This is a genomic window from Variovorax sp. P4_B10, from assembly GCF_056402375.1.
Genome location: NZ_JBFUHN010000030.1, coordinates 100641 through 113460, shown reverse-complemented (window position 1 = coordinate 113460; position 12820 = coordinate 100641). Strand labels below are relative to the sequence as shown.

Below are 12820 nucleotides of genomic sequence, written 5' to 3'. Positions count from 1 at the left end.
GGCACAAAAGGAATTAACGGCGGCGCAGGAGCGGCTCCTAAACTGGCTTCATGCAGAAATCCCTCGTCATGCTCGCCGCCGTGGCAGCCCTCGCGGCCCTCGCCCCCACGCTCCACGCCGCCACCGAAGCGCCGGTCGAACTCGATCTGCTGCTGCGCGGCGGCACCGTCTACACCGGCGACTCCGACACGCCGGTCGTGGGCGACGTCGGCATCGTGGGCGACCGCATCGTCTTCGCAGGCAGGGCGGTGCCGGCGCAGTTCAGCGCGCGGCGCGTCATCGACGCGAAGGGCATGGTCGTCGCGCCGGGCTTCATCGACGCGCACACGCACGCCGACACCGACCTGCATTCCACCGATCCGCAGAAGCGCCTGAACATACCGTTCCTCATGCAGGGCGTGACCACCGCGGTGATCGGCAACGACGGCTTCGGCGGCTTCGACATCGCGGCGCAGACGCAGCGCCTGCGCGCCACGCCGGTCGGCACCAACGTCGCGATGTACGTGGGCTTCGGGCCGGTGCGCATCGACCAGCTCGGCGAGGTCAACCGCGCACCGACTCCCGCGCAGCTGGAGGCCATGAAGCAGCATGTGAGCCGGGCCATGTGCGACGGTGCGCTGGGCCTGTCGACCGGCCTCTTCTACCCGCCGCAGAATTTCTCGAAGACCGAGGAGGTCATCGAGCTCGCCAAGGTCGCCGCGCGGCACGGCGGCCTCTACGACAGCCACATCCGCGACGAGTCCATGTACAACATCGGCCTCAAGGGCGCGATCGACGAGGTGATCCGCATCGGCCACGAAGCGCACCTGCCGGTGCACGTGGCGCACATCAAGGCGCTGGGCGTCGACGTGCAGGGCCAGAGCGGCGACATCATCCGCCGCATCGAGAAGGAACGCGCCGCCGGCCTCGACATCACGGCCGACCACTACCCCTGGACGGCCTCGAGCACGCGCTTCTCGGCCGCGCTGGTGCCGCCATGGGCCGTCGACGGCGGCCGCGCGGCCATGCTGCAGCGCTTCGACGACGCCGCCGTGCAGGACCGCCTGCGCACGGGCATGCGCGAGAACCTGCGCCTGCGCGGCGGCCCCGACACCATCCTGTTCTCCGCGGGCAGTACGAAGTATGTCGGCAAGACGCTGGCCGACGTGGCCAAGGCCGCGAACACCGATCCGGTGGACGCCGCCATCGCGGTGCTGCGCGACGGTGACCTGATGATCGCCTCGTTCAACCAGAGCGACGACGACGTACGGGCCTTCATGAAGCGGCCGTGGGTCATGACCTCGTCCGATTCGTCGCAGGGCCATCCGCGCGCCTACGGCACCTTCGCGCGCAAGTACGCGCAGTACGTCGTGAAGGAGCAGACGATCTCGATGGGGCAGTTCATCCGCAGCAGCTCGTCCCTGACGGCCGACACGCTGGGCCTGCAGCAGCGCGGACACCTGCGGCCCGGCTACTACGCCGACGTGGTGGTGTTCGACCCGGCGCGCTATGCGGCGAAGGCCACCTATACGCAGCCGACGCTGTTGTCCGAGGGCGTGGTCACGGTGCTGGTGAACGGCCGGCTCGCGGTCGACGGCGGCGAGCCCACGGGCACGGGCGCCGGCGTGCCGTTGCTGCGCACGCCGAAGGCGGGCAGCTGCGGCGTCTGACGCAACTGATGCAGAGCCTCAGTCCTTGTTGTCGAGATGCCGCCGCTGGTCGTAGGTCGGCTGGGGCGGCAGGTCCGCGAGGTGGCGCGTGTCGGCCCAGTCGACGATCTCGATCGCCTCGGGTGCGGCGGGATCGGCAATGCGGATGCGGTTGAAGCCGGCATTGGGAATGTCGCTCTGGCGCGGCCCGCTGAGGCTCAGCCCCTTCGCGGTGCGCCACACCATGTCGAGCACGCCGCCGTGGGTCACGACGATCAGGTTCTGCCCCCGATGGGCGGTGGCGATGCTGCCGAGCGCCGCGACGATGCGCGCATGGAACTCGCGCGCACTTTCGCCCTCGGGCATGGCGTGGTCCTCGCGGAACTCCAGCCATTCTTCCCAGGCCCGCGGATGCAGGTTCTGGATCTCGTCGGCCCGCATGCCCTCGACGATGCCGAAATGCTGCTCGCGCAGCGTCACCGAGGTCACGACCGGCAGCGAGAGTTGCAGTGCCGCGGGCGCGGCGGTCTGCTGGGCGCGCATCAGGTCGCTGCTGATGAGGTGCTGTGCCGTTTCGCCCGCGAGCCGCAGGCCGAGGCGGCGTGCCTGTTCGTGGCCGATGTCGTTGAGCGGCACATCCGCATGCCCCTGGAAGCGCAGTTCGCGGTTCCAGGCGGTTTCGCCGTGACGGATCAGGATCAGGTCGGTGGTGGTGTCGGGTTTGGGCGTTGGCATCGGCGCCCATTTTCCACCGTGCGCGTGACGCTCAGGTTTTTGCGGCCGCCAGCTGTTGCACGGCCGCCACCGCTTCGCTCGCGAAGCCCATGCCGAGGCGCGCGGGGGACGGCGTGAGCAGCGCCAGCACCCAGGCGATGACGAAGCCGCCGACGATGGCGCAGATCACCACCACCGCGGTGTACGCGATCGCCTTGTCGGGCGGGCACTTCATCAGCACCGGCAGGCCCAGGTAGAGCAGGTAGATGCCGTAGAGCGCGGCCACCGCGCCCAGGACCGACAGCGAAGGCAGCAGGCTGAAGATGCCGCCGACGAAGCCCGCCGTGCTCGCATAGGCCGAGAGCTTGAGCGCGCCGATCTGGCTCTTGGTGCCTTCGAAGGTCGGCGCCATGGCATCGATGATCAGGGCCAGCACGAACACCATCACCAGCGACAGCACATAGCCCACCACCATGTTGGCGAGCCCCGACGCGATCGGCACCCGGAAGCTCACGCCGAAGGCGCCGAGCCCGATGACCGAGAGGCCGATGAAGCTCGCCACCGCCGGAATCAGCGCGAGGATCATCACGTAGTTCTTGTAGAGCGAAGCGGCATCGGCCGGCTCCGCGTCGATCACCGGCCAGGTGGCCTTGGGCTTGAGCAGGATGTCCTGCACACGTTGAACCAGGTTCATTTGTTGTCCTCGGCATGAAGCGGAAACGCGCGCGCGGCGTGCGTCGCGCAGCGCCGGAAAGTATGTCGAGCCGGGCTCCGGATGACTGCTGGCCATGAAGCCTATGCCGTTGTGCCGGGTTGCCGCGATCGCGCAAAATCCACCCATGCCAAACCTTGTCCTGCTGCCCGGCCTCGCCTGCGACGAGCGCCTCTGGGAAGCCCAGCTGCCTGCCCTTCCCCCCGCGTTCCAAGCCCGCGTGAGCGACGCCCAGACGCGGCACGACACCATCGAAGGCATGGCCGCGGCCGTGCTGCGCGAGCACGCAGGCCCGCTGGTGCTCTGCGGCGCCTCGATGGGCGGCATGGTCGCGATGGAAGCAGCCCGCCAGGCGCCCGGGCGCATCGCGGGGCTTGCCCTGCTCGGCACCAGCGCGCGGCCCGAGACGCCCGACATGTTCACGCTGCGCGAAGGCGCCATCGAGTACTTCGAGCGCGGCGAGTTGCGCGAGGTGATCGAGCCGAACGTCTACTTCGCTTTCCATCCGGCGCAGGCCGTCGACGAAGTGCTGGTGCAGCGCTATCTCGACATCGTGCTCGGCGCCGGCGCGACCCAGCTCATCCGCCAGAACCGTGCGGTGATGCGGCGCCCCGATGCGCGCACCCATCTGCCTTCGCTGGGCGCGCCGGTGCTGCTGATGTGCGGCGACAAGGACCGGCTGGCCCCGCCCGAATGCACGCGCGAGATGGCGTCGCTGCTGCCGCAGGCCGAGGTGGTATGGGTGCCGGAGTGCGGCCACATGCTGACGATGGAAAAGCCCGAGGTCGTCAACGCGGCGCTGAACGCCTGGCTGTCGAAGCAGTTTCCGGCAGCCTGAACAGAGCCTCAGTGCAGCTGGCCGCCGCTTTCGGCCACGTCCTGCGTCACGGCCAGCGCAGTGGCCACCGCGATGCGCAGCGCCTCGGTCATCGTGGCCAGCGACATGCTCGGCGCACCCGGAAAGAGCGCCGCCTGCTCGGGCAGGTAGGGGATGTGGATGAAGCCGCCGCGCAGGCCCGGCACCGGATGCGTCGCGATGCGGTGCATCAGGCCGTAGAAGATGTGGTTGCAGACGAAGGTGCCCGCGCTGTTCGACACCGAGGCCGGCACGCCCGCGGCGCGCAGGTCGCGCACCATGGCCTTGATCGGCAGTGTCGAGAAATACGCCGCGGGTGCGCCGGGCACCACAGGCAGGTCGATGGGCTGGTGGCCGGCGTTGTCGGCGATGCGCCCGTCGTCGATGTTGATCGCGATGCGCTCGGGGGTGATTTCGGCCCGTCCGCCGGCCTGGCCGACGCACAGCACCAATTGGGGCTTCAGCTCGTCCATGGCGCTCGCCAACGTTGCGATGGCTTCACCGAAGACACAAGGCACCTGCCGCGCGTGCACCGTGGCGTGGCCGACCTTCCAGCCATCGAGCGCACGCACCGCTTCCCATGACGGGTTGATCGACGCCTGCTCGAACGGGTCGAAGCCCGTGAGCAGCACACGCAACGGCAGGGAGGACTGGGGCGACTTCGGCTTGGTCATGAAGCCGAAGGTACCGCAAGAAACCCTCCCCGCGCCGGGGCCCGCTATTTCCCTGGCGCCAGCACGGCGCCACGACGGGTGCGGTTCAGGCGTGAACCGCGATGCCCTCGGCCTCCAGCCGCTCGCGGATGCGGCGTGCAAAGGCGAGCGCATGGGCGCCGTCGCCATGCAGGCACACGGTCTGCGCGTTGACGGCCACGGTGCTGCCGTCGATGGCCGTCACCTTGTGGTCGCGCACCAGCGAGAGGGTTTGTGCGATCGACTGCGCCTCGCTCTCGATCAGCGCGCCGGGCTGGCTGCGCGGCACGAGGCTGCCGTCGGGCATGTAGCCGCGGTCGGCGAACACTTCCTCGACGGGCGTGAGGCCGGCGCGGCGCGCGGCATCGATCATGTTGCTGCCCGCGAGGCCGAAGAACTTGAGCGAGGGATCGAATCGGCGCACCGCCTCGCACAATGCGTCGGCGAGTTCGGGCTCCTTCACCGCCTGGTTGTAGAGCTGGCCATGCGGCTTGACGTGCGTGAGCTGGCCGCCCTCGGCCTTGACGATCGCAGCGAGTGCGCCGACCTGGTAGAGCACGTTGGACACGATCTCGTCGGGCGGCAGGTGCATGGTGCTGCGGCCGAAGTTCTCGCGGTCCGGAAAGCTCGGGTGGGCGCCGATGGCCACGCCATGCGCGATGGCCCAGCGCACGCACTGGCGCATGGTCTTCGCGTCGCCCGCATGCCAGCCGCAGGCGATGTTGGCCGAGCTCACGAGGCCGAGCAACGCTTCGTCGCTGCCGGCGCCTTCGCCAAGATCGGCATTGAGGTCGATGTGCATGGGGATGTTCCTTCTTCTGCAGGCGCCGGCACCAGTGCGGTCCACCGGCTGCCCGCTCGCACAGTCTATGCCGGGCCCGGCCAGCCTGCCACGGCAAGCCCTTGTGCCACCTGCGCCAGGTAGCGCTGCTGCTCGGCCCATGCGGCGAGCGCTTGCGCCATGTCGACCTGCACGAGGCGCAGCTTGCCGTTGAGCGGCGCCTGCGCGAGCTTCCACAGATCGGCGCGGATCACCACGCCGATGCGCGGGTAGCCGCCGGTGGTCTGCGCGTCGCCCATCAGGATGATCGGCTGGCCCGAGGGCGGCACCTGGATCGTGCCGGGAATCACGCCCGACGACAGCATGTCGCCGCTGCGCTTGCGCTTGAGTTCGGTGCCGGCGAGCCGGCTGCCCATGCGGTTGCTCTGCGAGGTGATGCGCCACGGCTCGCCCCACAGCACATCGCGCGCGGCCAGCGTGAACTGTTCGAACTCGGGGCCGGGCAGCACGCGCAACGCGATGGCCGCGTCGTCTTCTTCCGGGCCCCAGTCGGGGCTGCGCAGGCCGAAGGGGCGGCGCGCGCGCTGTGCGGCATCGAGCCGCGATGCGCCCAGCGGCAGCCGGTCGCCCTTGCGCAGGGCGCGGCCCTCGTGGCCGCCGAAGCCGGCCTTGAGGTCGGTGCTGCGCGAGCCGAGCACGGGCGGCACGTCGATGCCGCCTGCCACGGCGAGCCAGCTGCGCAATCCGGCCTTCTTCACACCCGCCGAGTTGGCGCCCATGAGCCTGAGGGTCTGGCCTGCCGTCACCGGCACGCTCCAGCAGGGCCAGAGCGGCACGCCGTCGAGCTGTGCGCTGAAGTCGTCGCCGGTCAGTGCGATGCGCGTGTCGGCTTCGAAGCGCAACGCGCAGCCGCCCATCGTGAGTTCGAGGCCCGCGGCGCCATCGGCATTGCCGACCAGCCGGTTCGCGAGCGTGAGCGAGAGCACGTCGAGCGCGCCGCCGGGGCAGATGCCGAGCTGGCGATGGCCGTGCCGCCCCAGGTCTTGCACCGAGGCCAGGACGCCGGGCTTCTGGACCACGATCATGTCTGCAAGCTCTCGACGACGAAACGCACGCGGTCGCCCGGGCGTAGCAAGGTAGGCGACTCGGCCGCCGGGTCGAACAGCTCGAGCGAGGTACGGCCGATCAGCTGCCAGCCGCCCGGCGACACCAGCGGGTAGATGCCGGTCTGCTCGCCGCCGATGCCGACCGAGCGCGCGGGCACGGCGGTGCGCGGTTCCGCGCGGCGGGGCGTGGCGAGTTCGGGCGCAAGTCCGCCCATGAAGGCGAAACCGGGAAGGAATCCGAGCAGGTAGACCACGTACTCGCCCGCGCTGTGGCGCCGCACCACCTCGGCCGGGGTGAAGCCTGTGTGGGCCGCGACATCGGCCAGGTCGGGGCCATGCTCGCCGCCATACGCAACCGGGATCTCGACCCGCCGGCCTTCGACGGCTTTGGCGGAAAGCTTCGGCCAGGCTTGGAGCACCTGCGCCATGAGCGCGTCGAGATCGATCGCGGTCGGATCGAAGGTCAGCGTGAGGTTGTTCATGCCCGGCAGTACCTCGCCGACGCCGGGCCAGCGCTGGGCCAGCGCGGCCAGCGCCCAGATGCGCTGCTGCTGCACCAGCGTGGCCGGTGCCGGCAGCTCGCACAGGAGCGCTGCATCCCCGAGCAGATGCAGGCGGGGTGGCGGCGAACCGCTCATCGCGGCTTATTCACGGCCGAGGCTGCGCACCTTGGCGGCGAGCATGTGCTCGACGTTGGGCGAGACGAACTTGTTGACCTCGCCGCCGAGCATGGCGATCTCGCGCACGAAGGTGCTGGAGATGAACTGGTACTTGTCGCTGGGGGTCAGGAAGACGGTTTCGACATCGGGCATCAGCGAGCGGTTCATGCCCGCAAGCTGGAACTCGTAGTCGAAGTCGGTCACGGCGCGCAGGCCGCGCACCATGGCCTTGCCGCCGCGCGCCACGACGAAGTCGCGCAGCAGGCCCGAGAAGCTCTCGACCGTGACCTGGTCGCTGTAGGGCTTGACGGCTTCGCGCGCCATGTCCATGCGCTCCGTCAGGTTGAACAGCGCCTTCTTGTGGTGGCCCGCCGCGACGGCGACGATCACCTTGGAAAAAAGCTGGGTTGCACGGCGCACCACGTCCTCGTGACCGAGGGTGATGGGGTCGAATGTGCCKGGGTAAACCGCGATGACGTTGCTGGCCATGGTTGCTTCTTCCTCATGCTGCCGGTGCGGCTTGTTCGGCGGATTATGCAGTCCCCTCCGAGGCCGGCCGCAGCAGATGCGCGTGCACGGCACCCGCCTTCAAGTAACGAAAAACTACAAGGCCGAAAGCGGCCAGCTCTTCGTCGCTCCATTGGCGGGGGGCTTCGAGGTAGACGGCGCCACCGGGGCGCAGCGCGCGCGCAGCGACACGCAGGGCGGGTTCGTAGAGCGCGGTGCTCTCGAAGGGCGGGTCGAGGAAGACGGCATGCAGGCTGCCGGCCGTCGTGCGTTCGAGCGCCGTGACGCCGTTGCCGCGCTCGATGCGCACCGCCTCGGCCGACAGCTTGGTCTTGGCGGCCTGGAGCTGCGCAACCAGCGCACTGTCCTGCTCGCACAGCAGCACGTTCGCCGCGCCGCGCGAAGCGGCCTCCAGCCCGAGCGCGCCAGTGCCCGCGAACGCGTCGACGCAATGCCAGCCTGGCAGTTCGCCGCCACCGGCACCGGCGAGGCTCGCGAGCCAGTTGAACAGCGTCTCGCGCACGCGGTCGGGCGTGGGGCGCAGGCCGGGCTTGTCGGCCACGGCAAGGCGGGTGCGCTTCCATTGGCCGCCGATGATGCGGACCTCGCTGGGTCGTGCGGGGCGCTTGGGCGATGGAGGACGGGGGGCTGCGGCGGCTTTCTGGGGCATGCGGCGAGCTTAACGCCGCCGCACCGGGCCAGACCTCAGAACCCGGTCAGCGCGCGCCGGGCCAGCATGGCGGCCAGCACGAGCATGGTGCCGCCGATCAGCGCATCGAGCATCTGCCAGGCCCGTGGGCGGGCAAACACAGGTGCGAGCAGGCGTGCGCCGAAGCCGAGGGCCATGAACCACAGCGCGCTCGCCACCGAAGCACCCGCCACGAACCAGAGCTTGATCGAACCCGCATACTGCGCGCCCGCGCTGCCCACGAGCAGCACGGTGTCGAGGTAGACGTGCGGATTCAGCAGCGTGAACCCGGCCGCCTGCGCCACCACGGCCGCGCGCGAAAGCGATGCACCCTGCGGCCCTGCCGCCTGCAAGGCGCCGGGCTGCCGCGAGCGCCACAGCGCCCTGAGCCCGTAGGCGCACAGGAACGCCGCGCCGAGCCCCGCGAGCACGGTGGCCAGCAGGGGCCGGCCCTTGAGCGCCTGCGCCATGCCGGCCACGCCGGCGCCGATCAGCACCGCGTCGCTGGCCGCGCAGAACAGCACCACGGCGCTCACATGCTCGCGCCGCAACCCCTGGCGCAGCACATAGGCGTTCTGGGCGCCGATGGCGACGATGAGCACCAGGCTCATGAAGAGTCCGTTGAGGAAGGCGGCAATGACGAGTTCGGCAGGCATGGCGCAAGCTTGCCGCGCGGCGGAAATTAACTCAAACTAAACCTGCTAACTTCAATTCAGTTTTACTTAATACCGAATGCTCGACTACGCCGCTCTCCATGCCCTGGCCGCCGTCGTGCGCGAAGGCAGCTTCGAGCGCGCGGCCCGGGCCTTGAACGTCACCCCGTCGGCCGTGTCCCAGCGCGTGAAGCTGCTCGAAGAGCGCACCGGCGGCGCGCTGCTGGTGCGCGGCCAGCCCTGCGTCGCAACGGAGGCGGGCTTGCAGCTGTGCCGGCACGTGGAGCGCGTGGGCATGCTGGAGCACGAGCTGCGCGACGCCCTGCCCGGCCTCGGCATGGGCCGCGGCGAGGCCGGCGAGCGGGTCACCGTGCGGGTGGCCGTCAATGCCGACAGCCTTGCGACCTGGTTCATGGCCGCGGCCGCCGCCTTCGCCTCGCAGGAGGAAGCCGCGCTGCTCGACCTCTCGGTGGACGACCAGGACCACACGGCCGAGCGGCTGCGCAGCGGCGCCGTGCTCGCGGCAGTGACAGCCCTCGCCCAGCCGGTCGCCGGCTGCAACAGCGAGGCGCTGGGCACGATGCACTACGTGGCGGCGGCGAGCCCGGACTTCATGCGCCGGCATTTCGCCAAAGGCGTGGGCGCGCGAACCCTGGCGAGCGCGCCGAGCCTGGTGTTCGACCGCAAGGACCGGCTGCAGGCGCGCTGGGTGCGCCGCATCTGCCATCGCAACGTCGAGACGCCGCGGCACTGGGTGCCTTCGCCGAACGCTTTCGTCGAGGCAGCGTGCGCGGGCATGGGCTGGGGCATGCATCCGGCCAGCATGGTGGCCGATGCGATTCGCGAAGGAAAGCTGGTCGAGCTGGCCCCCGGCTCGACGCTGCCGGTGCCGCTCTACTGGCAACAGGCACGCGCGGCGCCCCAGTTGCTCAGGCGTCTGGGTGCGGCGGTGCGGGCGGCCGCGAACAGCGGCCCGCACGCGCTGGCCTAGCGGCTACTTGCCGCCCACCACCACCGTCACCATGCGCTCGGGCTGCAGCTTGCGCGCGAAGGCCGCCTTGACGTCGGCCGCCGTGACCGCGTTCATGCGCGTGGTCCAGGTGTCGAGGTAGTCCAGCGGCAGGTCGTGCCAGGCAATGTTGGCGACATTGCCGATGAGCTTGCGGTTGCTGTCGAGCAGCAAGGGAAAGCCGCCGATCAGGTTGTCTTTTGCAGCCTTGAGTTCGCTCTCGGTCGGACCTTCGGCCACGAACCTGGCAAGCACTTCGCGCGACACCTTCACGGCTTCTTCCGCCTGGTCGGGCCGGGTCTGGAAACCGACGCGGAACGCGCCCGCATCGAGCCCCGGCGCGAAGCCGCTGTAGATGCTGTAGGTCAGGCCGCGCTTCTCGCGCACCTCGTTGGTCAGGCGCGAGACGAAACCACCGCCGCCGAGCACGTAGTTGCCGAGGTTGAGCGCGAAGTGGTCGGGGTCCTTGCGCGGGTAGCCGGGTTGGCCGATGAAGACATGCGCCTGGGCGGAACCGAACGGAATGCGCTCGTCCTTCGGCGCCGTCAGCGCGGCCACCGGCGCGATCGTCGGCAGCGGCGTGCAGGCCTCGGGGCCGGGCAGACGCGAGAGCAGCGTGGCGGCCATGGCCTCGGCTTCGGCCCGCGTGACAGCGCCCACGATGCTGAGCTTGGCGCGGCACGGCACGATGAGCTGCTGGTAGCGCTGGCGCATCGCGGCGGTGTCGATGCGCGCCAGCGTCGCCTCGGTGACCTCCTGGCCGTAGGGATGCACGCCGTAGACGTCCTGGCCGAACGCGCGGCCCGCGATGGTCGCAGGCTTGGTGTTGGCTTCCTTGATCGCGGCGTTGATGCGCTCGCGCTCGCGCTGCCAGACGTCGTCGGGGAAGGCCGGCTCGCCGATCTCGCGCGAGGCCAGCGTGACCGCCTTGTTCAGCAGCGCCGGGGCGGACAGCGTGCGCAGCGAATAGCTGGTGCGGTCGGTGCCCGCGCTCACGTCGAAGCTGGCACCCAGATCGGCCCAGGCTTCGCCGAGCGCGTTCTGGTCGAGTGCCGGCTCGCCGTTCTTGCCGGCGCGCACGCCCTTCTCGACCATGGCCGAGGTCGCACTGGCCAGCCCCGCCTGCGGCGCCGGGTCGCGCCGGCTGCCGGCGTCGAAGTCGACCTGCACGTCGACGATCGGCAGCGCATTGGTCGACACGAGATAGATCCTGGCGCCGTTCGCGAGCGTCCAGTGCTGGATGGGCAGCGCGGCCTGCGCGCCGGTGAGGCCGAGAACGGCAGTGGTGCCTGCGAACAGGGCGCACTGCGCCATCTTCTTGAGAGTTTTCATGGCGTCGGAATCTTTCAGTGCAGCTCGCCTGCGGGCGCCGCAAAGCCACGGCCACGGGGCTTTGCTTCGAGCGGCAATGGACGCAGCGTCGCGGCGGTGAGCTGGTCGTCGCCGAAATATTTGGCAGCCACGGCCTGTACCTGGGCCGCGGTAACGGCCTGCAGCCGGGCGACGATGCGCTCGCTCGCGTCGAGCGGCAGGCCCTGGATCCAGTTGCTGCCGAGCTCGCGCGCCTGCGCCATCACCGAATCGCGCTTGTAGGTTTCGCTCGCGACCCACTGGGTCTTGACGCGGGCCAGTTCGGCCTCGCCCACGCCGTCCTTGGCCACGCGCGCCACCTGGGCGCGCAGCGCGGCTTCGACCACCTCCGCGCTCTTGCCGGCAGCGGGCACGCCATCGAGCACGAAGAGCTGCGGGCCGCGGCCCACGAAGCCCGAATAGGCGCCGGCAGAGTCGGCCACGCGGTCGGGGCCCTGCGTGAGCGCGCGGTCGAGCCGCGCGCCGGCATAGCCGTCGAGCACGGCGGAGAGCACGACCAGTGCCCATGCGTCGCTGTTGGCGTCGTCGATGTTCGCGAGTTGCGGCACGCGGAAGGCCAGGGAGACATAGGCCTGCTCGGCGGGCGCCTTGAACTCGAGGCGGCGGATGCCGCGCTGCACCGGCTCGATGCGCGGCTTGCGCGTGGGCACCGCGCGCGACGGGATGCGGCCATAGTATTTTTCGGCAAGTGCGCGGACCTGCGCGACATCGACATCGCCGGCCACCACCAGCACGGCGTTGGCGGGCACGTACCAGCGCTTGTGGAAATCGCGCACGTCCCCGGGTGTCATCGCGTCGAGGTCGCTCATCCAGCCAACCACGGGGCGGTGATAGGGCGAGGCGATGAATACGGCCGCATTCTGCTGTTCACCGAGCAGCCCGCGCGGCTGGTCTTCGGTGCGCAGGCGGCGCTCTTCCTTGACGACCTCGATCTCGCGCTTGAACTCGTCGTCGGGCCACTGGTTGTTGGCGAAGCGGTCGGACTCGAGCTTCATCACCTGCTCGAGGCTGCCGACCGGAATCTGCTGGTAGTAGCCGGTGTAGTCGCGCGTGGTGAAGGCGTTTTCCTGGCCGCCGAGCTGCGCCACGCGGCGCGAGAACTCGCCGGGCTTGATGTCCCTGGTGCCCTTGAACATCATGTGTTCGAGCGCATGTGCGACGCCGGAGGTGCCGTCGACCTCGTCCATGGAACCGACACGAACCCAGACCATCTGCACCGCCGTCGGTGCGCGCCGGTCGGGCTGGACGATCAGCGTCATGCCGTTCGCGAGGGTGAATTGCTGGGGGCCCGGTGCTGCCGCGGTGGCGGCGGAAGAAGCTGCGGGAGCCGGTGTGGACTGGGCCTGCGCAGGCATGACCAGGGACGCCGTGAGCGCCACCGCCAGCACCGCACCAGACGCAGCACTGCGTGGCGAGAGGTGTTTCATAGAATGGGTCGGATTGT

Annotated in this window: 14 protein-coding genes; 3 read left to right on the top strand and 11 right to left on the bottom strand. The window is 69.8% G+C overall.

Annotation, left to right across the window (positions count from 1 at the left end):
• The first annotated feature begins 50 nt into the window (after positions 1 to 50).
• Positions 51 to 1649, top strand: coding sequence for an N-acyl-D-amino-acid deacylase family protein (locus AC1DXX_RS16050; protein ID WP_478135191.1), 1599 nt, complete (start codon positions 51 to 53; stop codon positions 1647 to 1649).
• Positions 1650 to 1667: 18 nt separating this feature from the next.
• Here AC1DXX_RS16050 and AC1DXX_RS16045 read toward each other — a convergent pair whose 3' ends face one another.
• Complete coding sequence (locus AC1DXX_RS16045; RefSeq protein WP_478135190.1) at positions 1668 to 2363, bottom strand: histidine phosphatase family protein; 696 nt, start codon at positions 2361 to 2363, stop codon at positions 1668 to 1670.
• Positions 2364 to 2394: 31 nt separating this feature from the next.
• Entirely contained in the window at positions 2395 to 3036 is a 642-nt protein-coding gene (locus AC1DXX_RS16040) for a Yip1 family protein (RefSeq protein ID WP_478135189.1), read from the bottom strand.
• 145 nt (positions 3037 to 3181) lie between these two features.
• Between AC1DXX_RS16040 and AC1DXX_RS16035 the strand changes: the two genes are divergently transcribed.
• Positions 3182 to 3892 (top strand): alpha/beta fold hydrolase, encoded by a 711-nt coding sequence (locus tag AC1DXX_RS16035; protein WP_478135188.1) that lies wholly within the window; start codon positions 3182 to 3184, stop codon positions 3890 to 3892.
• Between the two features lie 8 nt (positions 3893 to 3900).
• Here the strand turns inward: AC1DXX_RS16035 and pcp are convergent, their stop codons facing one another.
• From pcp to AC1DXX_RS16000, 7 genes are all read right to left on the bottom strand, one after another.
• Positions 3901 to 4584, bottom strand: coding sequence for a pyroglutamyl-peptidase I (gene pcp, locus AC1DXX_RS16030; protein ID WP_478135187.1), 684 nt, complete (start codon positions 4582 to 4584; stop codon positions 3901 to 3903).
• A gap of 85 nt (positions 4585 to 4669) precedes the next feature.
• A complete protein-coding gene (pxpA, locus tag AC1DXX_RS16025; RefSeq protein ID WP_478135186.1) occupies positions 4670 to 5404 on the bottom strand; it encodes a 5-oxoprolinase subunit PxpA in 735 nt (244 codons plus the stop codon).
• Between the two features lie 65 nt (positions 5405 to 5469).
• A complete protein-coding gene (locus tag AC1DXX_RS16020) occupies positions 5470 to 6468 on the bottom strand; it encodes a 5-oxoprolinase subunit C family protein (protein WP_478135185.1) in 999 nt (332 codons plus the stop codon).
• Positions 6465 to 7127, bottom strand: a complete 663-nt coding sequence (pxpB, locus tag AC1DXX_RS16015) for a 5-oxoprolinase subunit PxpB (RefSeq protein WP_478135184.1) — start codon at positions 7125 to 7127, stop codon at positions 6465 to 6467. The genes AC1DXX_RS16020 and pxpB overlap by 4 nt, the downstream gene beginning before the upstream one ends.
• A 6-nt stretch (positions 7128 to 7133) precedes the next feature.
• Positions 7134 to 7637, bottom strand: a complete 504-nt coding sequence (gene coaD, locus AC1DXX_RS16010; protein ID WP_478135183.1) for a pantetheine-phosphate adenylyltransferase — start codon at positions 7635 to 7637, stop codon at positions 7134 to 7136.
• Positions 7638 to 7680: 43 nt separating this feature from the next.
• A complete protein-coding gene (locus tag AC1DXX_RS16005) occupies positions 7681 to 8325 on the bottom strand; it encodes an RsmD family RNA methyltransferase (RefSeq protein ID WP_478135182.1) in 645 nt (214 codons plus the stop codon).
• 35 nt (positions 8326 to 8360) lie between these two features.
• Positions 8361 to 8999: a LysE/ArgO family amino acid transporter gene (locus AC1DXX_RS16000; protein ID WP_478135181.1), complete on the bottom strand. Its 639-nt coding sequence runs from the start codon at positions 8997 to 8999 to the stop codon at positions 8361 to 8363.
• Positions 9000 to 9075: 76 nt separating this feature from the next.
• Between AC1DXX_RS16000 and AC1DXX_RS15995 the strand changes: the two genes are divergently transcribed.
• Positions 9076 to 9987 (top strand): LysR family transcriptional regulator ArgP, encoded by a 912-nt coding sequence (locus tag AC1DXX_RS15995; RefSeq protein ID WP_478135180.1) that lies wholly within the window; start codon positions 9076 to 9078, stop codon positions 9985 to 9987.
• A gap of 3 nt (positions 9988 to 9990) precedes the next feature.
• Here the strand turns inward: AC1DXX_RS15995 and AC1DXX_RS15990 are convergent, their stop codons facing one another.
• A complete protein-coding gene (locus AC1DXX_RS15990; protein WP_478135179.1) occupies positions 9991 to 11337 on the bottom strand; it encodes a M16 family metallopeptidase in 1347 nt (448 codons plus the stop codon).
• A 14-nt stretch (positions 11338 to 11351) separates the two neighbouring features.
• On the bottom strand, positions 11352 to 12803 hold the full coding sequence (locus AC1DXX_RS15985; RefSeq protein WP_478135178.1) for a M16 family metallopeptidase: 1452 nt from the start codon (positions 12801 to 12803) through the stop codon (positions 11352 to 11354).
• Positions 12804 to 12820 lie beyond the last annotated feature (17 nt).